General features: G+C 64.3%; 24 protein-coding genes and 1 other RNA gene. 4 read left to right on the top strand and 21 right to left on the bottom strand.

Annotated elements, in window-relative coordinates:
* Positions 1-17: 17 nt before the first annotated feature.
* The 16 genes from ftsA to rsmI all read right to left on the bottom strand — a co-directional run bounded on the left by ftsA (position 18) and on the right by rsmI (position 17,066).
* The gene (gene ftsA, locus ACNFH5_RS06800; protein WP_024764065.1) at positions 18-1,265 is read right to left on the bottom strand and encodes a cell division protein FtsA; all 1,248 of its coding nucleotides are present in this window, start codon (positions 1,263-1,265) and stop codon (positions 18-20) included.
* Between the two features lie 21 nt (positions 1,266-1,286).
* On the bottom strand, positions 1,287-2,150 hold the full coding sequence (locus ACNFH5_RS06795; RefSeq protein WP_416744881.1) for a cell division protein FtsQ/DivIB: 864 nt from the start codon (positions 2,148-2,150) through the stop codon (positions 1,287-1,289).
* A 3-nt stretch (positions 2,151-2,153) separates the two neighbouring features.
* Positions 2,154-3,101: a D-alanine--D-alanine ligase gene (locus ACNFH5_RS06790; RefSeq protein ID WP_416744880.1), complete on the bottom strand. Its 948-nt coding sequence runs from the start codon at positions 3,099-3,101 to the stop codon at positions 2,154-2,156.
* The gene (gene murC / locus ACNFH5_RS06785; protein WP_416744879.1) at positions 3,098-4,552 is read right to left on the bottom strand and encodes a UDP-N-acetylmuramate--L-alanine ligase; all 1,455 of its coding nucleotides are present in this window, start codon (positions 4,550-4,552) and stop codon (positions 3,098-3,100) included. The genes ACNFH5_RS06790 and murC overlap by 4 nt, the downstream gene beginning before the upstream one ends.
* The gene (gene murG, locus ACNFH5_RS06780; protein WP_416744878.1) at positions 4,545-5,618 is read right to left on the bottom strand and encodes an undecaprenyldiphospho-muramoylpentapeptide beta-N-acetylglucosaminyltransferase; all 1,074 of its coding nucleotides are present in this window, start codon (positions 5,616-5,618) and stop codon (positions 4,545-4,547) included. The genes murC and murG overlap by 8 nt, the downstream gene beginning before the upstream one ends.
* A complete protein-coding gene (ftsW, locus tag ACNFH5_RS06775; protein WP_416744877.1) occupies positions 5,608-6,807 on the bottom strand; it encodes a putative lipid II flippase FtsW in 1,200 nt (399 codons plus the stop codon). Before ftsW ends, murG begins: the two co-directional genes overlap by 11 nt.
* On the bottom strand, positions 6,807-8,153 hold the full coding sequence (gene murD / locus ACNFH5_RS06770; protein ID WP_416744876.1) for a UDP-N-acetylmuramoyl-L-alanine--D-glutamate ligase: 1,347 nt from the start codon (positions 8,151-8,153) through the stop codon (positions 6,807-6,809). Before murD ends, ftsW begins: the two co-directional genes overlap by 1 nt.
* Before the next feature lie 13 nt (positions 8,154-8,166).
* Positions 8,167-9,249, bottom strand: coding sequence for a phospho-N-acetylmuramoyl-pentapeptide-transferase (mraY, locus tag ACNFH5_RS06765; protein ID WP_416744875.1), 1,083 nt, complete (start codon positions 9,247-9,249; stop codon positions 8,167-8,169).
* Positions 9,250-10,614 carry a UDP-N-acetylmuramoyl-tripeptide--D-alanyl-D-alanine ligase gene (locus ACNFH5_RS06760; protein ID WP_416744874.1) on the bottom strand — a complete coding sequence of 455 codons (1,365 nt, stop codon included), beginning with the start codon at positions 10,612-10,614 and terminating at the stop codon, positions 9,250-9,252.
* Positions 10,607-12,070, bottom strand: coding sequence for a UDP-N-acetylmuramoyl-L-alanyl-D-glutamate--2,6-diaminopimelate ligase (locus ACNFH5_RS06755; protein WP_416744873.1), 1,464 nt, complete (start codon positions 12,068-12,070; stop codon positions 10,607-10,609). Before ACNFH5_RS06755 ends, ACNFH5_RS06760 begins: the two co-directional genes overlap by 8 nt.
* Entirely contained in the window at positions 12,070-13,821 is a 1,752-nt protein-coding gene (locus ACNFH5_RS06750; RefSeq protein ID WP_416744872.1) for a peptidoglycan D,D-transpeptidase FtsI family protein, read from the bottom strand. Before ACNFH5_RS06750 ends, ACNFH5_RS06755 begins: the two co-directional genes overlap by 1 nt.
* A complete protein-coding gene (gene ftsL / locus ACNFH5_RS06745; protein ID WP_416744871.1) occupies positions 13,818-14,111 on the bottom strand; it encodes a cell division protein FtsL in 294 nt (97 codons plus the stop codon). Before ftsL ends, ACNFH5_RS06750 begins: the two co-directional genes overlap by 4 nt.
* Positions 14,108-15,049: a 16S rRNA (cytosine(1402)-N(4))-methyltransferase RsmH gene (gene rsmH, locus ACNFH5_RS06740; RefSeq protein WP_416744870.1), complete on the bottom strand. Its 942-nt coding sequence runs from the start codon at positions 15,047-15,049 to the stop codon at positions 14,108-14,110. The genes ftsL and rsmH overlap by 4 nt, the downstream gene beginning before the upstream one ends.
* An 8-nt stretch (positions 15,050-15,057) precedes the next feature.
* Positions 15,058-15,513 (bottom strand): division/cell wall cluster transcriptional repressor MraZ, encoded by a 456-nt coding sequence (gene mraZ / locus ACNFH5_RS06735; RefSeq protein WP_024764056.1) that lies wholly within the window; start codon positions 15,511-15,513, stop codon positions 15,058-15,060.
* 307 nt (positions 15,514-15,820) lie between these two features.
* Positions 15,821-16,177, bottom strand: an RNA gene (gene rnpB / locus ACNFH5_RS06730) — RNase P RNA component class A.
* A gap of 40 nt (positions 16,178-16,217) precedes the next feature.
* Positions 16,218-17,066 (bottom strand): 16S rRNA (cytidine(1402)-2'-O)-methyltransferase, encoded by an 849-nt coding sequence (rsmI, locus tag ACNFH5_RS06725; RefSeq protein WP_416744869.1) that lies wholly within the window; start codon positions 17,064-17,066, stop codon positions 16,218-16,220.
* A 126-nt stretch (positions 17,067-17,192) separates the two neighbouring features.
* On the opposite strand from rsmI, the gene ACNFH5_RS06720 reads away from it, so the two are divergent.
* Genes ACNFH5_RS06720 through ACNFH5_RS06705 form a run of 4 tightly spaced genes read left to right on the top strand, consistent with a single transcriptional unit; the run spans position 17,193 to position 20,578 of the window.
* Positions 17,193-19,007: a penicillin-binding protein activator gene (locus tag ACNFH5_RS06720; protein ID WP_416744868.1), complete on the top strand. Its 1,815-nt coding sequence runs from the start codon at positions 17,193-17,195 to the stop codon at positions 19,005-19,007.
* Positions 19,004-19,381, top strand: coding sequence for a YraN family protein (locus tag ACNFH5_RS06715; protein ID WP_416744867.1), 378 nt, complete (start codon positions 19,004-19,006; stop codon positions 19,379-19,381). The genes ACNFH5_RS06720 and ACNFH5_RS06715 overlap by 4 nt, the downstream gene beginning before the upstream one ends.
* Positions 19,382-19,409: 28 nt before the next feature.
* On the top strand, positions 19,410-20,003 hold the full coding sequence (locus ACNFH5_RS06710) for a phosphoheptose isomerase (RefSeq protein WP_017518113.1): 594 nt from the start codon (positions 19,410-19,412) through the stop codon (positions 20,001-20,003).
* Positions 20,000-20,578 (top strand): BON domain-containing protein, encoded by a 579-nt coding sequence (locus ACNFH5_RS06705; protein WP_138521301.1) that lies wholly within the window; start codon positions 20,000-20,002, stop codon positions 20,576-20,578. The genes ACNFH5_RS06710 and ACNFH5_RS06705 overlap by 4 nt, the downstream gene beginning before the upstream one ends.
* Before the next feature lie 53 nt (positions 20,579-20,631).
* On the opposite strand, the gene ACNFH5_RS06700 is transcribed toward ACNFH5_RS06705, so the two are convergent.
* From ACNFH5_RS06700 to petA, 5 genes are all read right to left on the bottom strand, one after another.
* The gene (locus tag ACNFH5_RS06700; protein WP_081517483.1) at positions 20,632-21,036 is read right to left on the bottom strand and encodes a ClpXP protease specificity-enhancing factor; all 405 of its coding nucleotides are present in this window, start codon (positions 21,034-21,036) and stop codon (positions 20,632-20,634) included.
* A gap of 11 nt (positions 21,037-21,047) precedes the next feature.
* Complete coding sequence (locus ACNFH5_RS06695; protein ID WP_192431550.1) at positions 21,048-21,665, bottom strand: glutathione S-transferase N-terminal domain-containing protein; 618 nt, start codon at positions 21,663-21,665, stop codon at positions 21,048-21,050.
* Positions 21,666-21,757: 92 nt separating this feature from the next.
* The gene (locus ACNFH5_RS06690) at positions 21,758-22,540 is read right to left on the bottom strand and encodes a cytochrome c1 (protein WP_081517481.1); all 783 of its coding nucleotides are present in this window, start codon (positions 22,538-22,540) and stop codon (positions 21,758-21,760) included.
* Positions 22,540-23,751: a cytochrome b gene (locus tag ACNFH5_RS06685; RefSeq protein ID WP_045209611.1), complete on the bottom strand. Its 1,212-nt coding sequence runs from the start codon at positions 23,749-23,751 to the stop codon at positions 22,540-22,542. Before ACNFH5_RS06685 ends, ACNFH5_RS06690 begins: the two co-directional genes overlap by 1 nt.
* On the bottom strand, positions 23,751-24,341 hold the full coding sequence (gene petA, locus ACNFH5_RS06680; RefSeq protein ID WP_045209610.1) for a ubiquinol-cytochrome c reductase iron-sulfur subunit: 591 nt from the start codon (positions 24,339-24,341) through the stop codon (positions 23,751-23,753). Before petA ends, ACNFH5_RS06685 begins: the two co-directional genes overlap by 1 nt.
* Positions 24,342-24,372 lie beyond the last annotated feature (31 nt).

Here is a 24,372-nt window from a genome sequence, read left to right as displayed (position 1 = left end):
TTTACCGCGGTGGTAAATCAGAAATTGCCCTGGACCCAGCGTTTGAGCTTTTCCAGTACGGGTGTCTTGGGTTCGTCGCTGCTGAAGCTGCTGCCGGACATGGAGATACCGTCGGATTGCTTTTGCAGCCCGTACAGGAGCAGACCCACACCGGTGGAATAGATTGGATTGCGCACGACGTCGGCCAGTCCCTTGACGCTGTGAGGTACGCCCAGGCGTACCGGCATGTGGAAGATCTCCTCGGCCAGCTCGACAGCCCCTTCCATCTTGGCGGTGCCGCCGGTCATGACAATCCCGGCTGGAATCAGGTCCTCGTAACCGCTACGGCGCAGTTCGGCCTGAACCAGGGTGAACAGCTCGTCGTAACGAGGCTCGACCACTTCGGCAAGCGCCTGGCGCGACAGTTCCCGCGGCGGACGATCTCCGACGCTGGGCACCTTAATGGTTTCGCCGGGGCCGGCCAATTTGGCCAGTGCACAGGCGTATCGAATCTTGATTTCCTCAGCGTACTGAGTCGGGGTGCGCAACGCCATGGCGATGTCGTTAGTAACCTGATCGCCGGCGATCGGGATGACAGCCGTATGGCGGATGGCGCCCTCGGTGAAGATGGCGATGTCGGTGGTGCCGCCACCGATGTCCACCAGGCACACGCCCAGTTCCTTTTCATCCTCGGTGAGCACGGAGTAGGCCGAGGCCAATTGCTCGAGGATGATGTCGTCCACTTCCAGGCCACAACGACGCACACACTTCTCGATGTTCTGCGCAGCGTTCACCGCACAGGTCACCACGTGCACCTTGGCTTCCAGGCGGACGCCGGACATGCCCAGCGGCTCGCGCACGCCTTCCTGGTTATCGATCACATAATCCTGGGCCAGGGTGTGCAACACACGCTGGTCAGCCGGGATGGCCACGGCCTGGGCCGCGTCCAGCACGCGCTCGATGTCGGCGCCGCTGACTTCGCGGTCGCGAATCGCCACGATGCCGTGGGAGTTCAGGCTACGGATATGGTTGCCGGCGATGCCGACGAAGGCCGAGTGGATACGGCAGCCAGCCATCTGCTGGGCTTCATCGATGGCGCGCTGGATCGATTGCACGGTGGACTCGATGTTCACCACCACGCCCTTCTTCAGGCCGCGGGACGGGTGCGTCCCGATGCCGACGATTTCCAGCTTGCCATCGGCCGCCACCTCGCCCACCAGCGCCACCACCTTGGAGGTGCCGATGTCCAGGCCGACGACCATTTTGCCGCTCTGCACGCTTGCCATGTCTATTGAAGTCTCCTCAACTCACTGCACGCCGGTGGTCTGGGCCACCGTCGTTTCCGGCACCGGATCGCGCCACGCCACGGCCAGGCCGTTGGGATAACGCATGTCGATGCGGGCAATTTTCGTAATCTGTTCTTTCAGCGCCTTGTCGTAGATGGTCACGAACCGGCGAATCTGTTCTACCGCGTGATCGCGGCCCAGCATGATCTCCACGCCCTGTGCGGTGCCCAGGGTCCATGCGCCACGCGAACTCATGTCCAGGCTGGCGATGGTGAAGCCCAGCGGGCGGAGCATCTGGCTGAGAATCTGGTACTGCTGCATCACTTGCTGCTGAGCACGCTGCGGGCCGGACAGGCGCGGCAGGTGCTCGTAGTTGGCCACTTCGCGCGGGGCGAAGGCTTGACCCTGATTGTTCAGCAGGGCTTCGTCACCCCAGCGGGCGATGGGTAATTGCTCATCCAGGCGGATAACCACCTGATCGGGCCATACGCGACGCACCTCGGCGTGAGCGATCCAGGGCATCTGCTCCAGCTCCTGGCGCATGCCGGCCAGGTCGATGGTGAAGAAGCTGGCCGAAACGTAAGGGCTGATCCGCTGCTGCACCGCCGCCTGGCTGATGTAGCTGAGATCACCTTCCACGCTGACCTTGGCGATCGGCCGGTCCGCGTAGGGGAGCACGTACTGCGCCCCGTAATAAGCACCGCCACCGAGCACGCCCAGCACCAGAGGCCACAACAGCACCTTCAGGAAGCCGAAGCTGGGCTTGGGCATGCGAGCGCTGAGCGGCTCCTTGGCCACCAGACGGCTGGCGCCGCGCGGCACCGGCTTGCGTGCAGGTGCACGGCCGATTCCGGGGTTCTGGTGACGAAGCTGCGCGCCGTTCATGACTTACCCCCTTGCCTCGACGCTGTCGGCAAGGATCGCCAGCACAAGCTGCTGGAAATCCAGGCCGGCCGCGCGCGCGGCCATGGGCACCAGGCTGTGGTCGGTCATGCCCGGTGCTGTGTTCACTTCCAACAGCCAGAAGCGCCCTTGGGCGTCCTGCATCACATCGGTCCGCCCCCAGCCCTGGATGCCAAGGGCATCGCAGGCGCGCGCGGTCAGGTCCTTGAGTTCCTGTTCCTTGTCGGCATCGAGGCCGCAGGGAATCTGGTACTGGGTATCGTTGGCCAGGTACTTGGCGTCGTAGTCGTAGAAGGTGTGCGGAGTACCCAGGCGAATGGGCGGCAGCACCTGGCCACGCAGGATGGCGACGGTGTATTCGGGGCCGCTGATCCATTGCTCGACCAACACCTGCGGGTCGTACTTCGCGGCGGCGGCCCAGGCGGCGATCAGTTCCTGCTCGCTGTTCACCTTGGCCATGCCGATGCTCGAACCTTCGCTGGCCGGCTTGACGATCAGCGGGAAGCCGAGCTTCGCTGCGGCGGCACGGCAATCGTCCTCGCTGGCAAGCACGGCGTGGTCAGGCGTCGGCAGGCCCAGGCTCAGCCACACACGCTTGGTGCGCAGCTTGTCCATGGCCAACGCGGAGGCCAGCACACCGCTACCGGTGTAGGGGATGCCGGCGATTTCCAGCAGACCCTGCATGGTGCCGTCCTCACCGCCACGACCGTGGAGGATGATGAAGGCGCGGTCGATCTTTTCGCGGGTCAGACGCTCCAGCAGATCGTCGCCCACATCGATGCCGAAGGCGTCCACGCCCGCGCCCTGCAGAGCCTGCAGGACCATGGCGCCGGACTTCAGCGACACCTCGCGCTCGGCGCTCTTGCCGCCGTACAGCACGGCGACGCGACCGAATGCGCGGGGCTCGAGGGCGGATTTGAGGGCGTCACTCATTGTTTCTTCCCCTCGGCGCCAGCAGCGGCGGCGCCGAACATCGGATTCTTGATCAGTTGCGGAGCCAGCCCGCCGATATCGCCGGCACCCTGGCAGAGCAGGATGTCGCCCGGACGCAGCAGCGGCTTGAGCAGCGAAGCGAGGTCACCGCCGCGCTCCAGGTAGATCGGGTCGAGCTGGCCGCGTTGACGGATGCTGTGGCACAGGTGACGGCTATCGGCGCCAGGGATCGGCTCTTCGCCGGCCGGGTAGACCTCCATCAGCATCAGTACGTTGGCCTCGCCCAGCACCTGCACGAAGTCGTCGTACAGATCACGGGTACGGCTGTAGCGGTGTGGCTGGTAAACCATCACCAGACGGCGCTCCGGCCAGCCACCGCGCACGGCCTTGATCACCGCCGCGACTTCGCGCGGGTGGTGGCCGTAGTCGTCGACCAGCATCACGCTGCCGCCTTCCACCTGCAGGTCGCCATAGACCTGGAAGCGTCGGCCGACGCCCTGGAAGCCGGACAGGCCCTGGACGATGGCCTCGTCGGAGATGCCTTCGTCGGTGGCGATGACGATGGTCGCCAGGGAGTTCAGCACGTTGTGCAGGCCGGGCATGTTCACCGAGACGTCCAGCGGCTCGCGCTCGGGGCGCACCACAGTGAAGAAGGTGCGCATGCCTTCCTGGCGGATGTTGATGGCGCGGACGTCGGCGTCCTCGCTCAGGCCGTAGGTCACGGTCGGACGCGCAACCTGCGGCAGGATCTCGCGCACGACCGGGTCGTCCACGCAGACCACGGCCAGACCGTAGAACGGCAGGTTATGCAGGAAGTCGACGAAGGTGCGCTTGAGCTTGTTGAAGTCGCCGCCGTAAGTACTCATGTGGTCGGCGTCGATGTTGGTGACGACCGAAACCATTGGCTGCAGGTGCAGGAAGCTGGCGTCGCTCTCGTCCGCCTCGGCCACCAGGTAGCGGCTGGTGCCCAGCTGCGCATTGGTGCCGGCGGCGTTCAGACGGCCGCCGATGACGAAGGTCGGGTCCAGGCCGCCAGCGGCGAATACCGAGGCGATCAGGCTGGTGGTGGTGGTCTTGCCATGGGTACCGGCAACGGCGATGCCATGGCGGTAGCGCATCAACTCGGCGAGCATCTCGGCACGCGGCACGACCGGCACGCGGCGATCCAGCGCGGCGGCAACTTCCGGGTTCGACTTGTTAACCGCGCTGGAAACCACCAGCACGTCGGCGCCGTCGGAGTTCTCCGCACGGTGGCCGATGAAGATCTCCGCGCCGAACTTCTCCAGGCGCTCGGTGACCGGCGAAGCCTTGAGGTCGGAGCCGGAGACTTCGTAGCCGAGGTTGAGCAGGACTTCCGCGATACCACACATGCCCACGCCGCCGATGCCGACAAAGTGGATGCGGCGGATGCGCCGCATGGTGCGAGTGACGCCGGTGGGTTCTTTAACCACGGGCCACCTCCAGGCAGGCATCGACTACCGTGCGGGTAGCCTCGGGCTTGGCCAGGCTGCGTGCGCGAGCGGCCATGCGGGTCAGGGAATCGGGGTGCATCAATACCTCGGACAGCTGCGCGGCCAGATCGGCGGCGCTGGTAGATTTCTGTGGCAGCAGGTGGGCCGCGCCCTCCCGCACCAGGAATTCGGCGTTCTTGGTCTGGTGGTCGTCGATCGCGTGGGGCAGCGGCACCAGGAAGGACGGCAGGCCGGCGGCGGTCAGTTCACTCACGGTCAGAGCGCCGGCGCGGCAGATAACCAGATCAGCCCAGGCATAGGCGGCGGCCATATCGGCGATGAACGGAGCTACGTCCGCTTCGACACCCGCGTTGTGGTAACGCTCCGCCGTAATTTCGTCATGCTGACGACCGGCCTGATGGCGAATGGCCGGACGAATCTCGGCCGGCACCTGTGCCAGCGCTTCGGGCAGCAGCTTGTTCAGCGGCTCGGCGCCCAGGCTGCCGCCCAGCACCAGCAGGTTGACGCGACGGCCGGCCAGCGGTGCGCGGGCACCCTCTTCCAGGAACAGCTCGACACGCACCGGGTTGCCGGTAGTCAGGCGCTTGGCGCTGCTGTCGAAGGTATCCGGGAAGGCTTCGCAGACACGCTTGGCCAGCGGCGCAAGGCTGCGGTTGGCGGTGCCGGCGACGGCATTCTGTTCGTGGATCACCAACGGTACGCCAGACAGCTTGGCAGCCAGGCCGCCAGGGCCGGTGACGTAGCCGCCCAGGCCCAGCACGCATACCGGCTTGAGCTGACGCACCACGCCAATGGCCTGGAACAGCGACTTGAGCAGATCGAACGGCGCACGCAGCAGCGACTTGATGCCTTTGCCACGCAAACCGCTGACGTTGATCAGGTGCAGCGGCAGGCCGGCCTTGGGTACCAGGTCGTTCTCGATGCCGCGCGGGGTGCCCAGCCAGTGCACGCTGTAACCGCGCGCCTGGAACTCACGGGCGCAGGCCAGGGCCGGGAACACGTGTCCGCCGGTGCCGCCCGCCATGATCAGGACATTACCTTTCATCGGCAAAGTCCTCTTCGCTGAATTCATATTCCTCGCTGCCCATCACGGTGCGGCGTTCCCATTCGATGCGCAGGAGCATCCCCAGGCAGGCACAGCAGATCACCAGCGACGAACCGCCGTAGCTGAGGAACGGCAGGGTCAGGCCCTTGGTCGGCAGCAGGCCGACGTTCACGCCCACGTTGATGAGGAACTGACCGATCCACAGGAAGGCCAGGCCGTAGGCAACGTAGGCGGAGAAGTACTGTTTCGACTGCTCGGCCCAGATGCCGATGTAGAGCGCGCGCAGGCTGACGAAGACGAACAGGGCGACGGTCGCCATGGCGCCGACGATGCCCAGCTCCTCGGCGAGCACCGCGAACACGAAGTCGGTGTGCGCTTCGGGCAGGTAGAACTGCTTCTGGATGCTGTTGCCCAGGCCCATGCCGGTCCAGCCGCCACGACCGAAGGCGATCAACGCCTGGCTGAGCTGGTAGCCCGCGCCGAACTGGTCGGCCCAGGGGTCGGTGAAGTTGGTCAGACGCGCCATCCGGTACGGCTGGGTCTGGATCAGCAACACCACGGCGCCGACCGCCAGCGCGACCATCAGGCCGAAGCGGAACAGGCCCACGCCACCGAGGAACAGCATCGCGGCGGCCGCGCCCATCATCACCACTGTGGCGCCGAAGTCGGGCTCGCGCAGCAGCAGGCCGGCCATCGGCAGCAGAACGACGAAGGGTTTGAAAAAGCCCAGCCAGCTCTCGCGCACTTCTTCCTGGCGGCGAACGAGGTAGCCGGCCATGAAGATCACCACGAAGACCTTGGCGATTTCCGAAGGCTGGATGTTGAACAGGCCGAAGCCGATCCAGCGCATGGAACCGTTCACCTCGCGTCCGATGCCGGGCGTGATCACCATCACCAGCAGCAGGAAGGCCACGGCCAGCAGCTTCCAGCCCCAGCGCTGCCAGGTTTCCATCGGCACCATCATGGTCACGCCACAGGCGACGAAGCCGATGGCGAGATAGATCAGGTGGCGGACCGAGAAGTACAGCGGATTGCCGGACTGCGCCGCGGCGACTTCGGAGGATGCCGAAGTGACCATCACCAGGCCGAGGCCGAGCAGCGCCAGACAACCCGCGAGCAGCGGGAAGTCGATGTCGATGCCATTACGGCTGATCAGCGGGGACGGGTATGGGCGCAGGAAGGAGAACATCAGGCGAGCTCCTCCACGGCCTTGGCGAACAGGCGCCCGCGTTCTTCGTAGTTCTTGAACATGTCCAGGCTCGCGCAGGCTGGCGACAGCAGCACCGCGTCACCCGGTAGAGCCAGGTCGGCAGCGTGCTCGACGGCTTCTTCGAGGGTATTCACGCGAACCTTGGGCACCGCGTTGCCGATTGCAGCACCCACCAACTCGGCGTCGCGCCCCAGCAGCACCACGGCACGGCAATGTTGCGCGACGGGGCCACGCAGGTCATGGAAGTCGGCACCCTTGCCATCGCCACCGGCGATCAGCACCAGCTTGCCGTCGATATCGGCACCCAGGCCTTCGATGGCAGCCAGGGCGGCGCCGACATTGGTGGCCTTGGAGTCGTCGTAGTAACTCACACCGTTGCGCTCCCGCACCCACTGGCAGCGGTGAGCGAGACCGGCGAACTCGCGCAGGGTCTGCAGCATCGGCTCGAACGGAAGGCCGACGGCGTGGCCCAGCGCCAGCGCCGCCAGGGCATTGGACTGGTTGTGCGCGCCACGGATTTTCAGCTCGCGGGCCGGCATCAGCGGATCGAACTGGAAGGCCAGCCACTTCTCGCCGTTCTCTTCGATCAGACCGAAGCCCTTGAAGTCCGGCTTGTTGGTGCCGAAGGTCCAGCACGGCACGGTGTCAGCGATCAGCGGGCGGCTCAGCGCATCGGCACGGTTCACCACGACCTGCTTGGCGCCACGGAAGATGCGGTGCTTGGCCAGGTGGTAATCGGCCATGCCGTCGTAGCGGTCCATGTGGTCTTCGCTGACGTTCAGGCAGGTGGCGACTTCGGCGTTCAGGCGCTCGCAGGTTTCCAGCTGGAAACTGGACAGCTCGACCACGTACAGCTCGACGTCATCGGCCAGCAGGTCCAGCGCCGGAGTCCCGAGGTTGCCGCCGACGGCGACCCGCTTGCCGGCAGCCTTGGCCATGTCGCCCACCAGGGTAGTGACGGTGCTCTTGGCGTTGGAACCGGTGATGGCGACGATCGGCGCCTTCGCGTGACGGGCGAACAGGTCGACGTCGCCGGACATGCGCACACCACGGGCAGCAGCTTCGATCAGCGCCGGAACGCGCAGCGACAGGCCGGGGCTCACATAGAGCTCCTGGGCGCGGCAGAGGAAATCGGCGTCGAGGTCGCCGCAGCGCACCTCGACCTGCGGGTACTGCTCGCGCAGGGTCGCCAGCTCCGGCGGATTCGCGCGCGTATCGGCCACGGCAAAAGGCACGCCCTGGCGCGCCAGGTAGCGCACCAGGGACATGCCGCTCTTGCCGAGGCCGACAACGATGCGGAATTGGTCGGAAGCGATCAGGCTCATGCTCGATCAGTCCTCAACGCAGTTTCAACGTAGCCAGGCCGATCAGCACGAGAATTACCGTGATGATCCAGAAGCGCACGATCACGCGCGGCTCAGGCCAGCCTTTGAGTTCGAAGTGGTGATGGATCGGCGCCATGCGGAACACACGCTTGCCGGTCAGCTTGAAGGAGGCGACCTGGATCACCACCGACAGGGTTTCCATGACGAACACGCCGCCCATGATGAACAGCACGATTTCCTGGCGGACGATCACGGCGATGGTGCCCAGCGCGGCGCCGAGCGCCAGCGCGCCGACGTCACCCATGAAGACCTGCGCCGGATAGGTGTTGAACCAGAGGAAGCCCAGCCCCGCGCCGACGATGGCGCCGCAGAAGATGATCAGCTCGCCGGCACCCGGTACGCTCGGGATGAACAGGTATTCGGCGAATTTGATGTTGCCCGACAGGTAGCAGAAGATTCCCAGCGCGCCGCCGACCATCACGGTAGGCATGATGGCGAGGCCATCGAGGCCGTCGGTCAGGTTCACCGCGTTGCTGGAGCCAACGATCACGAAGTAGGTCAGCACCACGAAGAAGATGCCCAGCGGGATCTCGACGTTCTTCAGCATCGGCACGATCAAGGTGGTTTCGACCGGCGTCTCGGCAGTCATATAAAGGAAGATCGCCGCGCCCAGGCCAAACACCGACTGCCAGAAATACTTCCAGCGGCTCGGCAGGCCGCGCGAGTTCTTCTCGATCACCTTGCGGTAGTCATCCACCCAGCCGATGGCGCCGAACAGCAGGGTCACGGCGAGCACGACCCAGACGTAGCGGTTCGACCAGTCGGACCACAGCAGCGTGCTGATGGCGATAGCGGTGAGGATCAGCGCGCCACCCATGGTCGGCGTGCCTTTCTTGGACAGGTGCGATTGCGGGCCGTCGTTGCGCACGGCCTGGCCGATCTGGCGGATCTGCAGAGTGCGGATCATCCACGGGCCCAGCCAAAGCGACAGGACGAGCGCGGTCAGCACGCTCAGGATGCCGCGCAGGGTCAGGTACTGGAAGACGCCGAAGCCCTTATAGAACTGTTGCAGGTACTCGGCGAGCAGCAGCAGCATTTAGTGACTCTCCTCGGAGGAACCACAGAGCGCCGCGACGACTTTGTCCATCGCCGCGCTACGGGAACCCTTGATCAAAATGGTGGTTGTCGAAGTTTCTTCGGCCAGGGCATGGATCAGGCTGGCCTGATCGGCGAAGTGCCGGCCCGCGGAACCGAACGCCTGCACGGCGTGGCTCATCAACGGTCCGACTGCATACAGGGCGGTGACTTTGCCAATGGCGTAGGTTCCCACTTCGCGGTGGGAGGACTCTGCCCAGGCACCCAGCTCGCCCATGTCCCCGAGGACCAGGACGGTCCGGCCGGAAAAGCCGGCGAGTATATCAATCGCCGCGCAGATTGAAGCCGGGTTGGCGTTGTAGCTGTCATCGATCACACGCATGCCGTTCGTCGCCAGCTGGGCTGCGGCGCGCCCCTTGACCGGCTGCAGGTTCTGCAGGCCGGAAACGATCCCGACCAGCGGCACACCCAGAGCGTGAGCGGCGGCGGCGGCGGCCAGTGCGTTCGTCACGTTGTGCTCGCCCAGCAGATTCAACTGAACGGAGGCCACTCCGGCCGGGCCTTGCAGGGTGAAGCCGGGGCAGCCACGGGCGTCACGTTTCACATCGCTGGCGCGGAAGTCGGCGCGGGCATCGTGCAAACCGAAGCTCGATACACGGCGACCTGCGGCGCGGGCCTGCCAGGTGTCGAATGCCTTGTCATCGCGATTGAGGATGGCGACGCCGTCGGCGGGCAGCCCCTCGAGAATCTCACCCTTGGCCAGGACGATCTTGTCCTGGCCGCCGAACTCGCCCACATGGGCGGTGCCGGCATTGGTGATGATGGCGACCTGAGGATGAGTCAGCGCGACGGTGTAGGCGATCTCGCCGACACGGTTGGCGCCCAGCTCGATGACCGCACTCTTGTGCTCCGGCGCCAGTTGCAGCAGGGTCAGCGGCGCGCCGAGGTCGTTGTTCAGGTTGCCGCGAGTCGCCAGGACTTCGCCCTGAGTACGCAGGATACTGGCGAGCATCTCCTTCACGGTGGTCTTGCCACTGGAGCCGGTCACGGCGGCGACGCGGCCGGTGAAGGCGGCGCGGTTCAGCGCACCGAGCTGGCCCAGCGCGATACGGGTGTCTTCCACCACCAGTTGCGGCAACGGCGCGCCGGCGACTTCACGCTCGACCAGGGCGGCAACCGCCCCCTTGGCAGCAACGTCGGCCAGGTAATGATGGCCATCGAAACGCGGGCCGGTCAGGGCGATGAACAACTGGCCGGGCACGATGGCGCGGCTGTCGGTGCTCACGGCGTCGAAGCTGGCGTCGGCGCCGACCACACGGCCCTGCAGCGCAGCAGCGACTTCGTTGAGCGACAGGGGCTTAAGCACGCTTCACCTCCCAGGCAGCCAGCGCCTTGGCGGCTTGTTCCAGATCGGAGAACGGGTGGCGAACACCGTCGATCTCCTGGTAATCCTCATGACCCTTGCCGGCCAGCAGCACAACGTCATCGACGCCGGCAGCGGCAATCAGGCGGGCGATGGCTTCGCCGCGACCGGGCACGAACTCGACCGCCTCGGGCTTGGCGAAGCCAGCACGGATGTCGGCGATGATCGCCTCGCTCTTCTCAGTGCGCGGATTGTCGTCGGTGACCAGAACGCGGTCGGCATGCTGCTCGGCGATCTGCGCCATGATCGGACGCTTGCCGCTGTCACGGTCGCCGCCGCAACCGAACAGGCAGAGCAGTTGGCCATGTACGTGCGGGCGTAGGGCCAGCAGAACTTTTTCCAGCGCATCCGGGGTGTGGGCGTAGTCCACGACTACCAGTGGCTTGTCGCCGCCGCCCAGACGCTGCATGCGGCCGATGGGGCCTTCCAGTTGCGGCAGTACCTTGAGCACGTCGCCCAGCGGGTAGTCCAGGCCCAGCAGCGCACCAACCACGGCCAGCAGGTTGCTCAGGTTGAACTTGCCCAGCAGCGAGCTGCGCAGCAGACCTTCGCCCTGCGGAGTGACGATCTGCGCTTGCACGCCGGCATCGCTGAAGGTGGCTTCGCGGCAATAGATGTAGGCCGATGGGTCGTTGAGGCTGTAACCCATCAGACGGGATTCGTGGGACTCAGCGGCCAGTTGGCGACCGAAGTCGTCGTCCAGGTTGATCACCCGGCAACGCAGGCCCTGCCAGGCGAACAGCTTCGCCTTGGCGGCGCCGTAGGCTTCCATCGAGCCGTGGTAGTCCAGATGGTCGCGGGACAGGTTGGTGAACACCGCCACGTCGAAGCCCAGCGCCGCGACGCGGCCCTGCTCCAGACCGTGAGAGGACACTTCCATGGCCACGGCCTTGGCGCCAGCCTGCTTCAGGCGCGCCAGGGTCGCCTGCACGGCGAGCGGATCGGGCGTGGTGTGGCGGCCGCTTTCCAGCGCGCCATAGAAACCGGTGCCGAGGGTGCCAACGATACCGCAGCGCTCGCCAAGCAGATCCAGCGCCTGGGCCACCAGTTGGCTGACGCTGGTCTTACCGTTGGTGCCAGTCACACCCACCAGCTCGACGCCACGGCTCGGCTCGCCATAGAAGCGGCCGGCGATGGCGGACAACTGCTTGGCGAGGCCCTTGATGGCGATCATCGGCACATCGCTGGGCGGCAGATCGACAGCACCTTCGGCCTCATAGGCGACAGCGGCCGCACCTTGGCTGAGTGCGGCGGCAATATGTCCGCGGCCATCCTGACGCCCACCCGGAACGGCCAGGAACAGGTCACCCGGCTTGACGGTACGGCTGTCCAGGGTCAGTTCACGAATCAGTTCGCCGCTTTCCGCCTGGGGCAGCAGCTGGTTCAGGCTCATCGGCATCAGCCACGCCCTCCTTTGGCAGCGGGCGCAGCATCGGCTTGTTGCTGCGGAGTCGCCGCCGGCAAGTTGTCCGGCGGCACGTTCATCAGGCGCAGAGTGCCGGACATCACCTTGCTGAACACCGGCGCGGAGACCAGGCCGCCGAAGTAGCCGGCCTTGCTGGGTTCATCGATGACCACCACAGCGACATAGCGCGGGTTGTTCATCGGCGCAAAGCCGGCGAACAGCGAGCGGTAGGAATTTTCGGCATAACCTTTGGTACCGGTCGCGGTCTTGCGCGCAGTACCGGACTTGCCAGCCACGTGATAACCCGGCACTTGAGCGCGGTACACGCCATTCGGCGCTTCGATCACTTGCTGCAGCATGCCCTGCATGGTCTTGGCGACCGGCTCGGGGATGACCTGGGTAGCGTCTGGCTGACGGTCGGCGCGGACCATGGTCAATGGCACGCTGCGGCCATTGTTGGCCAGCGCTGCGTAGGCATGCGCAAGCTGGATGGCGGTAACGGACAGGCCGTAGCCGTAGGACAGCGTGGCGGTCTCGGCCTTGCGCCATTCCCGGTAGTTCGGCAGGTTGCCGACGCGCTCGCCGGGGAAGCCCAGACCAGTATCCTGGCCGAGGCCGACCTTCTGCATCACGCTGTAGATAGCTTCGCCGCCGATATCGAAGGCGACCTTGCTCATGCCGACGTTACTGGAGCGGATCAGGATGCCGGTCAGGTCCAGCACCGGACCTTCGGTGCGGGACACATCGCGAATGGTGTAGCGACCAATCTGCAGGGTGCCGGGGTAAACCTCGACCTTGTCGGAAGGCTTCCAGCGGCCGGTTTCCAGCGCCGCGCTCATGGAGAACGGCTTCATGGTCGAACCCGGCTCGAACACGTCGATCATCGCGCGGTTGCGCATCATCGCCGGCTGCAGGTTGCGACGGTTGTTCGGGTTGTAGGTCGGCTGGTTGGCCATGGCCAGCACTTCACCAGTCTTCACATCGAGGATCACCAGGCTGCCGGCCTTGGCGCCGTTCTCCACCAGCGCGTTGCGCAGCTCGCGGTTGGCGAGGTACTGCAGGCGCAGGTCGATGGACAGGGCGAGAGTCTTGCCAGCCTTGGCGTTGCGGGTGACCTGCACGTCGCGGATCAGATGGCCGCGGCGATCCTTGAGCACCTGGCGCTTGCCCGGCACACCGGCCAGCCAGCTGTCAAAGGCGAGCTCCACGCCTTCGCGGCCACGGTCGTCGACGTCAGTGAAGCCCACTACCTGCGCAGCGACTTCGCCGGACGGGTAGAAGCGGCGGAATTCTTCAACCGAATAGACACCGGGGATGCGATGGGTCTTCACCTGGGCCATCACGGCCTCGCCCTGTTCGGGGGTCAAACCACGGACCAGATAGATGAACTCCTTGTCGGCGTTCGCATCCAGGCGCTCGGTCAGGGCAGCCTTCGGCTGGCCCAGGGCGTCGGCAAGGAAGCCCCACTTCTCGCGCTCCAGCACCAGCTCCTTGGGGTTGGCCCAGAGCGTGGCGACCGGCGTACTGACAGCCAGCGGCTCGCCATTGCGATCGGTGATCAGGCCACGGTGCGCAGGGATGGAGATGTGACGCACGCTACGCGCATCGCCCTGTCCTTTGAGGAAGTCGTGGTCGATGACGTGCAGGTCGACGATCCTCCAGGCAATCGCTGCCACCATCGCCAGCAGCAGGGCAATGACGACGCGGAAGCGCCAGGGGTAGCGAGCGCCGGCCAGGTCTTTCATGGCGCCACCATGATGATTTCGGTCGGATCGGGCACGCGCATTTTCAGCTGGTCGGTCGCCAGACCTTCGATGCGGCTATGGGCGGTCCAGGTGCTCTGCTCGAGGATCAGGCGGCCGTACTCGGCCTGTGCCTTGTCGCGCACGTTGAGCTCGGTGTACAGCGAGTTGAGCAACTGGCGGTTCCAATACGCGCTGTAGGAAACGGAGATGGCCGACAGCAGCACGCCGATGAACAACAGCAGCATGAAGAAGCTGCCGGTCGGCAGGCGCTTAGCGAAGAGGCGGCTCATCTGAGCTTCTCCGCGATGCGCATGATCGCGCTACGCGAACGCGGGTTGGCCTGGAGCTCCGCCTCGGAGGCGTAGACCGGCTTGCCGATCAGCTTCAGGCGCGGCTCAAAAGGCGTGACGCGAATCGGCAGGTTGCGCGGCAGGTTGTCCGCCTCGCCCTTAACCTGCTTGCGCATGAACTGCTTGACGATGCGATCTTCCAGCGAGTGGAAGCTGATCACCACCAGACGGCCACCCACGGCCAGGCCTTCCATCGCCGCTTCAAGGCCACGCTCCAGATCGCCCAGCTCGTTGTTGATGAAGATTCGCAGACCCTGGAAGGCTCGGGTCGCCGGATTCTTGCCCTTCTCCCAGGCCGGGTTGGCCTCGGTGATCACGGCCGCCAGGTCGGCGGTACGCTCGAATGGTTTTTCCGCGCGGCGCTGCACGATGGCGCGAGCCATGCGCTTGGCGAAGCGCTCTTCGCCGTAATCCTTGAACACACGGGCAATCTCGTCTTCCGCGGCAGTGGCAATCCACTGCGCAGCGCTGACGCCCTGATCCGGGTTCATGCGCATGTCAAGCGGGCCATCATTGAGGAAGCTGAAGCCGCGCTCAGGATCATCCAGCTGCGGCGAGGACACGCCCAGGTCCAGCAGAACGCCGTTCACGCCACCTTGCAGGCCGCGCGCGGAGAACTCTTCCGCCATCTCGGCGAAGGACCTTTGCACAATGACGAAGCGGCCGTCTTCGGCCGCCAGTGTTTTCCCCGTCGCGATGGCTTGCGGGTCCTTGTCGAACCCGAGCAGTTGGCCGCCTGGGCCGAGCTTGCCGAGCAAGGCCCGGCTGTGCCCTCCCCTGCCGAAGGTTCCGTCCACATAGCGGCCGTCCTTCAGGGGGGCCAGTGCTTCGACGGCCTCCTCGAGTAGAACGGTGATGTGTTGGAAGGTACTGGTCACAGGCAGGCTCACAGAATAAGGTCGCGCAATTCATCCGGCAGGCCGCCGGGCTCTTTGATGGCTGCGAGGTCGGCCTCGGCAACCGCATTCCACTTGTCTTCGTCCCACAGCTGGAACTTGTTCAGCTGGCCGACCAGCATCGCTTTCTTGTCCAGGCCGGCGTACTCGCGCAGGCGCGGCGGAACGAGGAAACGCCCGGCGCTATCGAGCTCCAGGTCAACGGCATTACCAATCAGCAAACGCTGCAGGCGCCGCGTCTCTTCACGCAGCGAGGGCAGCTCGCGCAGCTTGGCTTCGATGAGTTCCCATTCAGGGAGGGGGTATACGGTGAGGCAGGTGTCGACGGCATCGATGGTGACGATGAGCTGGCCATTGCAACGCGAAACGAGCTCGTCACGATACCGACTCGGCATCGCGAGGCGCCCTTTGGCGTCGAGACTGATGGCGTTAGCTCCGCGAAACACGTCAGCGCTTCCCCTGTGGTTGGCTATCCATGCCTGTTGATCCCACTTTTACCCACTTCATACCACTTCCGCACACTATAGAAATCCGTACTCCCCACCGTCAAGGCAAGCCGGAGGGGAAAAATCCTTACAGGACCGAGATTTAGCGTGCTTTTGCGAGGTTCGGGGAGGAGATTTGACGCGCCAGAAAAGAGAAAAGCCCAGTGTTTTCAAAACACTGGGCTTTCATACTTAAAGTGATTTCTTAAGTTTGTAACTTCTTCCGGTCAGCGACAAATGGTCATGTGGGAAGAAGTGGAGGAAAAGTGGTGAGAGTCGATCTGTAAGCCGGGTTCTGTCGAGGACAGCCATTCCTCTGGGACATACATCACTGCATGCCTCAAGCGATCTACCCGAACCCAACGCGGGCCGCGCCAATGGGTTCCTATTTGATCTTGCTCCGAGTGGGGTTTACCTAGCCACGAACTGTTGCCAGCCGTGCGGTGCGCTCTTACCGCACCTTTTCACCCTTACCGGCGCTTGCGCGCTTAGGCGGTTATTTTCTGTGGCACTTTCCGTAGGCTCACGCCTCCCAGGCGTTACCTGGCACTCTGCCCTATGGAGCCCGGACTTTCCTCCACCCCATGGTGGAACACCACGGAACAGCGACTGTCCAATCGACTCTCAGTCAGCAAGGTTAGCGGCTGACGGCGCTCAGGACAAGCTCAAGCCTTGCCCTGACGCTCCAGCGCGATCTGATAAAGCTGGTTCTTCCGCGCCCCGGTGATCTCCGCAGCCAGCGCTGCGGCACGCTTGACTGGCATTTCAGCCAGCAGCAGGTCGAGCACCCGCAGGGTCTGCGCATCCACCGCGTCATCACCTTCCGGCGCGGGCTTGCCGGCCACCAGCAGCACGCACTCGCCCCGCTGCTGGTTGCTGTCGGACGCCACGAACTCGCGTAACTCGCCCAGCGGCAACCCTTTCAGCGTCTCGAACGTCTTGGTCAGCTCGCGAGCCAGCAGTGCCGGCCGTTCGTCGCCGAAGATCGCCGCCATGTCCTCGATGCACTCCAGCACACGGTGCGGCGCCTCGTAGAAGATCAGGGTGCGCGGCTCATCCACCAGCGCCTCCAGTCGACCACGTCGCCCCGCGACCTTGGCAGGCAGGAAGCCTTCGAAGACGAAGCGATCGGAAGGCAGTCCTGCAGCGGACAGCGCGGCAATCAGCGCGCAGGCGCCCGGCACCGGCACTACCGGGATGCCCGCCGCGCGCGCTTGCCGCACCAGGTGGTAGCCCGGGTCGGAAATCAGCGGCGTGCCTGCATCGGAAATCAGCGCGACGTCCTCGCCAGCCTGCAGCTTGGTGAGAAACCGGCCGCCCTGCTCCCGTTCGTTGTGCTCGTGGCAGGCCGCCAGCGGCGTCTCGATCCCGAAGTGCTGCAACAGACGGACGGAGTGCCGGGTGTCTTCGGCCGCAATCAGCGCCACGTCGGCCAGCACCTTCAACGCCCGCGCACTGATGTCATCCAGGTTGCCAATCGGAGTGGCCACCACATAGAGAGTGCCTAGGGTCACGCGCTAACCTCGCCGGAAGTATCTGAAAAAGCCGCATTGTATCCCGATTCCGGCAGCCGCCATCGCGTCACCCTCGCCGCTTGGGTACAATCGGCAGCTCTTTGAATGCGTCACGAGAAGCCCGATATGATCGCTCGCCTGCGTCCGCTATCCGCTCTGTTCCTGGCCGGCATGCTCGCCGCCTGTGCGTCTTCCCCGTCGTCCAATCTCGGCGAACTGCCGCGCACCCCGGACGCCAGCATCGAACAGCTGCTGCAGCAGGCCTCCACTGCCAAGCCGGACGAAGCCGCCGTACTGCGCCTGTCCGCCGCCGACCTCGCCTACAAGCAGAAGGATCTCGGCCGCTCCACGCAGATCCTCGAACAGATTCCGATGGACAGCCTGAAGCCAGCCCAGCAGGTCTTCGCCAGCACCCTGCGCGCCCAGCTGGAGCTTGCCCGCAACAAGACCAAGGCCGCCCTGAAGGCCTTCGAAAACCCCAACTTCCAGCGCCTGGGCGAAATGCCGGTGGACCTCCAGGCCCGCGCTGGCATGGTCAAATCCCTGGCCCTGGCCGCCGACGGCCAGACCCTGAGCGCCGCCCGCGAGCGCGTGTTCATCGACCCGCTGCTCAACGCCGAGGCCAGCAAGGCCAACCATGAGGAAATCTGGAAACTGGTCTCCAGCCTGCCGCTGGCCCAGATGCAGGCCAGCAGCAACGAAGGCGACCTGAACGGTTGGCTCGAACTGGCACGCATCACCAAGTCGTCCTCGACCCTGAAGGAACAACAGTCGAACATCGACAACTGGGTCGCACAGAACCCGGACCACCCGGCCGCCAAGCAACTGCCGGACGCCCTGACCAAGCTGAAGTCCCTGGCCGCCCAGCCGCTGAACAAGATCGGCCTGCTGCTGCCGCAGCAAGGCCAACTCGCCTCTGTCGCCCGCGCCCTGCAGGACGGCTTCCTCGCCGCCCACTACCAGGCGCAGCAGGGCGGCCAGACGCAGCCAGCCATCAAGCTCTATGACAGCACCCAGGTGCGCTCGCTGGACGAGTTCTACCGTCAGGCCCAGGCCGACGGCGTACAACTGGTCGTGGGCCCACTGGAGAAAAACCTGGTCAAGCAGATGAGCAGCCAGCCGCAACTGCCGATCACCACCCTGGCCCTGAACTACGCCGACGGTAGCCAGGAAGGTCCGGCCCAGCTGTTCCAGTTCGGCCTGTCCGCCGAAGACGAAGCCCGCGAAGTCGCCAACCGCGCCTGGAACGACGGCATGCGCCGCGCCGTGGCCCTGGTGCCGCGCGGCGAATGGGGCGACCGCGTCCTCGCCTCCTTCAGCCGTAACTGGCAGGCCGCTGGCGGCACGCTGATCGCCGCCGAGCACGTCGACCAGCCAGTGGAGCTGGCTCGCCAGATCGCCGACCTGCTGCAACTGCGCCAGAGCGAAGGTCGCGCCAAGCGCCTGCAGGGCGTGCTCGACAGCAGCGTCGACACTCAACCATCGCGCCGCCAGGACATCGACTTCATCTTCCTCGCCGCTACCCCGCAGCAGGCCCGCCAGATCAAGCCGACCCTGGCCTTCCAGTACGCTGGCGACCTGCCGGTCTACGCCACCTCGAACCTGTACACCGGCGTGAACAACCCGGCGCAGGATCAGGACCTGAACGGTATCCGCTTCTGCGAAACCCCGTGGCTGCTGAATCCGAACAACGCCCTGCGCCAGCAGGTCGCCGCGCAATGGCCAGCCGCCAATGGCAGCCTCGGCCGCCTGTACGCCATGGGCGCCGACGCCTACCAGTTAGCCCCTCGCCTACCGGAGCTCAAGGCTGTGCCGAGCATGCAGGTGGACGGCCTGACCGGCACCCTGAGCGTCAGCGCCGGCCAGCGCGTGGAGCGCCGCCTGCCCTGGGCCGAGTTCAAGAACGGCCAGGTCCAGCCGCTGGAGAACAGCGGTATTTGATCGGCAACAGCCCTACCCAGAAGGCCGGGCAGCAGGCCGAAGCCGCTGCCCTGGCTCATCTGGAACAGCATGGATTGCGCCTCCTGGCGCAGAACTGGACTTGCCGCCGAGGCGAGCTCGATCTGGTCATGCTGGACGGCGATACAGTAGTATTCGTCGAAGTTCGCTCCCGCCGGCATTCCGCCTGGGGAGGAGCGCTGGAAAGCGTGGACATGCGCAAGCGTCAACGCCTGGCCATCTCCGCTGAACTCTTCCTGCAACAGAACGCCCGCTGGAGCAGTCATCCCTGCCGATTCGACGTCGTCGCCATCGACAGTCGCGCCCCAGGCTCCGCAGGGCACTTGAACTGGATCCCCAACGCTTTTGACACCTGATCAGACGCCCGACGAAAGGTCACACCTGATGGACATGCAATCCCGTATCCGCCAGCTCTTCCATGCCAGCATCGAGACCAAGCAACAGGCCACCGAGGTGCTCATTCCGCATATCGAGCAGGCCAGCATGGTCATGGTCAATGCCCTGCTGAACGAGGGCAAGATTCTCTCGTGCGGCAACGGCGGCTCCGCCGGCGACGCCCAGCACTTCTCCTCCGAACTGCTGAACCGCTTCGAGCGCGAGCGCCCGAGCCTGCCAGCGGTCGCCCTGACCACCGACAGCTCCACCATCACCTCGATCGCCAACGACTACAGCTACAACGAAGTCTTCTCCAAGCAGATCCGCGCCCTGGGCCAACCGGGTGACGTTCTGCTGGCGATCTCCACCAGCGGCAACTCGGCGAACGTCATTCAGGCGATCCAGGCCGCACATGATCGCGAAATGGTTGTCGTAGCTCTGACCGGCCGCGACGGCGGCAACATGGCATCGTTGCTGCTGCCCGAAGACGTGGAGATCCGCGTCCCAGCCAAGGTCACAGCGCGCATCCAGGAAGTCCACCTGCTGGTGATCCACTGCTTGTGCGACCTCATCGACCGTCAACTGTTCGGGAGTGAAGAATGACCCGTACCCCCCTGATCGCAGCCGCACTGGCCGTGACCATGGCACTGGGTGGCTGCACCAGCTTCGTCAGCGCCACCCGCGACAAGCCGATCGACGACGACAAGGGCACCCGTACCCTTGGCAGCAAGATCGACGACTCGCTGATCGAAACCAAGGTGGCAGTGAACGTCGCCAAGGCCGACCCAGCCCTCGACCGCGACTCCCACGTCGTGGTGATCAGCTACAACGGCGTGGTGCTGCTGGCCGGCCAGACGCCGCGCGCCGACCTGAAGAACAAGGCCGAGCAGGCCGCCAAGGAAGTGCAGAAGGTCAAGACCGTGCACAACGAGCTGCAGATCCTGCAGCCCTCCTCCCTGGCCGCCCGCAGCAACGACACCTGGCTGACCACCAAGATCAAGAGCCAGATGCTCGCTGACGCGAACGTGCCCTCCACCCGCATCAAGGTCCTGACCGAGAACGGCATCGTCTACATGCTGGGCCTGGTGACCCGCAAGGAAGGCGACCTGGCCACCCAGGTGGTTCAGGGCGTGGACGGCGTGCAGAAGATCGTCCGTCTGTTCGAGTACATCGACTGATCGGACTCTTCATTGCAGGCATGAAAAAGGCGACCCTCGGGTCGCCTTTTTTATTACTTCACAACCTTGAGGCTCGGCCGGCCACTGGGGCGCGGCGGCTCGTCGGAGGGGCCGTCATCCGGCAAATCCTCGTCGTCGGTGGGTACCGGCGGCTCCAGATCGAAGACCATGCCCTGGCCATTCTCCCGGGCATAGATCGCCATTACGGCCTGGGACGGGACGTAGAGGCTCTGGGCGACACCACCGAAGCGACCTTCGAAGCTGACCGCCTCGTTGTCCATCTGCAGGTGGCGCACAGCGGTCGGCGAGACGTTCAGCACAATCTGCCCGTCGCTGGCATAACCCGGCGGCACCCGCACGCCCGGGTACTCGGAGTTCACCAGGATATGCGGGGTACAGCCGTTGTCGACGATCCACTCATAGAGGGCTCGCACGAGGTAGGGACGACTGGAGTTCATCATCGGGCTCCTTAGCGCATATCACGTTCGATAGAGGACAGGCTGGCACGGAAAGTCTCCCGTGCAAACTGCCGCTCCATGTAGTCCAACAGAGGTTTCGCCGGCCGCGGAAGTTCAATGCCCAGGATCGGCAGGCGCCAGAGGATCGGCAACAGGCAGCAATCCACCAGGCTCAGCTCATCACTGAGGAAGAACGCCTTATCGGCGAACAGCGGCGACACCCCTGTCAGGCTCTCACGCAACTCCTTGCGCGCCAAGGCTCGCTCGGCATCCTTGCGGCGGGTATCGAGGATACGGTCCACCAGGCTGCACCAGTCGCGCTGGATACGGTGCATCAGCAGGCGGCTGTTTGCGCGAGCCACCGGGTAGACCGGAAGCAGCGGCGGGTGGGGATAACGTTCATCGAGGTACTCCATGACTACCGTCGACTCGTAGAGCGCGAGATCGCGATCCACCAGAGTCGGCAGGCTGCCATAGGGGTTCACTTCAGCGAGCTTGGCCGGGATGTTGCCGGCAGGTACATCGATGATGTCAGCAACGACGCTCTTTTCCGCCAGCACCAGGCGCACGCGATGGCTGTAATGGCAGGAAGGGTCGGAGAAGCAGGTGAGCTTGTTGATAGCGGCCATGCCGCGCGCCTCCTCGCAGGATTTCTTGTGGGAGGTAGAAAAACGCACGCGCGCCCCGTAGGGCGCGCGCTTGTTACTACGACTGGTTGTGCTTAGTGCACGTCCTTCCAGTATTCGCGCTTGAGCAGGTAGGCGAACACGAAGAAGAAGGCCAGGAACAGCAGGACGTAGGTGCCGATGCGGTGGGAATCCAGCTTGTTCGGGTCAGCCGAATAAGCCAGGAAGGTCACCAGGTTCTTCACCTTCTCGTCGAACTGGGCTTCGGTCAGCTGGCCGGATTTCGGCACAATGGTCAGCTGATCGCAGGCCTCGTGGGTCAGCGGGGTACCGGTCAGAGGATCGTACTGCTTCTTGCCATCCTCGACGACCTGAACCTGCTTGCAGCCGACGACCTGGCGACCCTGCAGGCTCACCAGCACGTTCGGCATGCCGACGTTCGGGAAGATCTTGTTGTTCACGCCCCAAGGACGCTTGGGATCTTCGTAGAACGAACGCAGGTAGGTGTACAGCCAGTCAGCGCCACGAACGCGAGCTACCAGGGTCAGGTCCGGCGGCGCAGCGCCGAACCATGCCTTGGCGTCAGCCGGCTTCATGCCGATGTCCATGTGATCACCGATCTTCGCGCCGGTGAACACCAGGTGGCTCATCATCAGCTCTTCCGGGATACCCAGATCGCGGCCGACACGCTCATAACGCTGGAACTTGGCGCTGTGGCAGCCCATGCAGTAGTTGGCGAAAGTACGCGCGCCATCCTGCATGGCGGCCTTGTCGGTCAGGTCGATGTCGACCTTGTCCAGGGCCGGACCATGGCCTTCGGCAGCGAAGCCGAAGACGGGCAGCAGAGCCAGAACAAATGCAGCGAATTGCTTTTTCATCAGCCAGTCACCCTTTCCGGAACCGGTTTGGTTTTCTCCATCCGGGTGTAGAACGGCATCAGGATGAAGAAGGCGAAATACAGAATGGTGCACAGGCGGGACAGCGTGGTACCCAGCGGCGACGGCGCTTGCGAGCCGTAGTAGCCGAGGATCACGAAGGAAACCGCGAAGATCACCAGCCAGATCTTGCTCAGCCAGCCCTTGTAGCGGATCGAGCGAACCGGGCTACGGTCCAGCCACGGCAGCACGAACAGCACGGCGATGGCAGCGCCCATGGCGATGACACCCATCAGCTTGTCCGGAACGGCGCGCAGAATGGCGTAGAACGGAGTGAAGTACCAAACCGGAGCGATGTGCTCGGGGGTCTTGAACTGGTTCGCCATCTCGAAGTTGGGCTTCTCGAGGAAGAAACCACCCATTTCCGGGAAGAAGAAGATCACAGTGCAGAAGACGAACAGGAAGACCACGACACCGACGATGTCCTTGACGGTGTAGTAAGGGTGGAACGGGATGCCATCCAGCGGGATGCCGTTCTCGTCCTTCTTCTTCTTGATGTCCACGCCGTCGGGGTTGTTCGAGCCGACTTCGTGCAGCGCGAGGATGTGCAGCACGACCAGGCCGAGCAGGACGATCGGCAGTGCAATCACGTGCAGGGCGAAGAAGCGGTTCAGGGTGATGCCGGAGATCAGGAAGTCACCACGAATCCACTGGGCCAGGTCTTCGCCGACGACCGGAATGGCACCGAACAGCGAAATGATTACCTGGGCGCCCCAGTAGGACATCTGACCCCAGGGCAGCAGGTAGCCCATGAAGGCCTCAGCCATCAGGGCGAGGTAGATCAGCATACCGAAGATCCACACCAGCTCACGCGGCTTCTGGTACGAACCGTACAGCAGGCCACGGAACATGTGCAGGTAGACGACCACGAAGAACGCCGATGCACCGGTGGAGTGCATGTAGCGGATGATCCAGCCGTAATCTACATCTCGCATGATGTACTCGACGGACGCGAAAGCTTCTTCGGCCGACGGAGTGAAGCTCATGGTCAGCCAGATACCGGTGAGGATCTGGTTAACCAGGACGAGCAGTGCGAGGGAGCCGAAGAAGTACCAGAAATTGAAGTTCTTCGGGGCGTAGTACTTGCTCAGATGGTCTTCCCACATCTTGGTCGCGGGGAAGCGGGCATCGACCCAAGCCATGAACTTGTTCATCAGGCTTTCTCCTGGTCCACACCGATGGTCAGCTCGTCACCATCAAGCGAATAGGGCGGAATCGGCAGGTTCAGGGGCGCGGGCTGTCCCTTGTAAACGCGGCCGGCGAGGTCGTAATGGGAGCCGTGACACGGGCAGAAGTAACCACCCTTCCAGTCCGGACCGAGGTCCGCAGGAGCGACTTCCGGACGGAAAGTCGGCGAGCAGCCCAGGTGGGTGCAAATACCGACGATCACAGCCAGCTCAGGCTTGATCGAGCGCACCTTGGGATCGACATAGGCAGGCTGGTCCGAAGCCTTCGACTCGGGGTCCGCCAGTTGCCCGTCGAGGGTCGGCAGCGCATCCAGCATTTCCTTGGTGCGATGCACCAGGAATACCGGCTTGCCGCGCCACTCAGCGATGACCTGCTGGCCTGGCTCGATCTTGGCTACGTTGTACTTCACCGGCGCGCCAGCGGCCTTCGCCTTGGCACTGGGGAACCATGACCCCACGAACGGGACCGCAGCTCCGACCGCTCCTGCCGCACCAACCACCGAAGTGGCCGCGACAAGGAAGCGACGCCGGCCTGCATTCACGCCGTCATTACTCATTCAGTCGTCTCCCATCAGCTTCAAGCCTGTT

Source organism: Pseudomonas sp. NY15435 (genome assembly GCF_048068295.1).
GTDB lineage: Bacteria > Pseudomonadota > Gammaproteobacteria > Pseudomonadales > Pseudomonadaceae > Pseudomonas.
The sequence above is the reverse complement of the archived record's forward strand: the minus strand, read 5'-3'. Positions and strand labels throughout refer to the sequence as shown.

What these genes read in the sequence shown, in the direction of transcription:
- ACNFH5_RS06790 (WP_416744880.1), bottom strand. Translation starts at nt 3,101, where the DNA reads ATGAGTGACGCCCTCAAATCCGCCCTCGAGCCCCGCGCATTCGGTCGC.
- ACNFH5_RS06795 (WP_416744881.1), bottom strand. Translation starts at nt 2,150, where the DNA reads ATGAACGGCGCGCAGCTTCGTCACCAGAACCCCGGAATCGGCCGTGCA.
- murG (WP_416744878.1), bottom strand. Translation starts at nt 5,618, where the DNA reads ATGAAAGGTAATGTCCTGATCATGGCGGGCGGCACCGGCGGACACGTG.
- ACNFH5_RS06700 (WP_081517483.1), bottom strand. Translation starts at nt 21,036, where the DNA reads ATGAACTCCAGTCGTCCCTACCTCGTGCGAGCCCTCTATGAGTGGATC.
- ACNFH5_RS06710 (WP_017518113.1), top strand. Translation starts at nt 19,410, where the DNA reads ATGGACATGCAATCCCGTATCCGCCAGCTCTTCCATGCCAGCATCGAG.
- ftsA (WP_024764065.1), bottom strand. Translation starts at nt 1,265, where the DNA reads ATGGCAAGCGTGCAGAGCGGCAAAATGGTCGTCGGCCTGGACATCGGC.
- ACNFH5_RS06695 (WP_192431550.1), bottom strand. Translation starts at nt 21,665, where the DNA reads ATGGCCGCTATCAACAAGCTCACCTGCTTCTCCGACCCTTCCTGCCAT.
- ftsL (WP_416744871.1), bottom strand. Translation starts at nt 14,111, where the DNA reads ATGAGCCGCCTCTTCGCTAAGCGCCTGCCGACCGGCAGCTTCTTCATG.
- murD (WP_416744876.1), bottom strand. Translation starts at nt 8,153, where the DNA reads ATGAGCCTGATCGCTTCCGACCAATTCCGCATCGTTGTCGGCCTCGGC.
- petA (WP_045209610.1), bottom strand. Translation starts at nt 24,341, where the DNA reads ATGAGTAATGACGGCGTGAATGCAGGCCGGCGTCGCTTCCTTGTCGCG.
- ACNFH5_RS06705 (WP_138521301.1), top strand. Translation starts at nt 20,000, where the DNA reads ATGACCCGTACCCCCCTGATCGCAGCCGCACTGGCCGTGACCATGGCA.
- ACNFH5_RS06750 (WP_416744872.1), bottom strand. Translation starts at nt 13,821, where the DNA reads ATGAAAGACCTGGCCGGCGCTCGCTACCCCTGGCGCTTCCGCGTCGTC.
- ACNFH5_RS06720 (WP_416744868.1), top strand. Translation starts at nt 17,193, where the DNA reads ATGATCGCTCGCCTGCGTCCGCTATCCGCTCTGTTCCTGGCCGGCATG.
- ACNFH5_RS06685 (WP_045209611.1), bottom strand. Translation starts at nt 23,751, where the DNA reads ATGAACAAGTTCATGGCTTGGGTCGATGCCCGCTTCCCCGCGACCAAG.
- ftsW (WP_416744877.1), bottom strand. Translation starts at nt 6,807, where the DNA reads ATGTTCTCCTTCCTGCGCCCATACCCGTCCCCGCTGATCAGCCGTAAT.
- ACNFH5_RS06690 (WP_081517481.1), bottom strand. Translation starts at nt 22,540, where the DNA reads ATGAAAAAGCAATTCGCTGCATTTGTTCTGGCTCTGCTGCCCGTCTTC.
- mraY (WP_416744875.1), bottom strand. Translation starts at nt 9,249, where the DNA reads ATGCTGCTGCTGCTCGCCGAGTACCTGCAACAGTTCTATAAGGGCTTC.
- ACNFH5_RS06755 (WP_416744873.1), bottom strand. Translation starts at nt 12,070, where the DNA reads ATGCCGATGAGCCTGAACCAGCTGCTGCCCCAGGCGGAAAGCGGCGAA.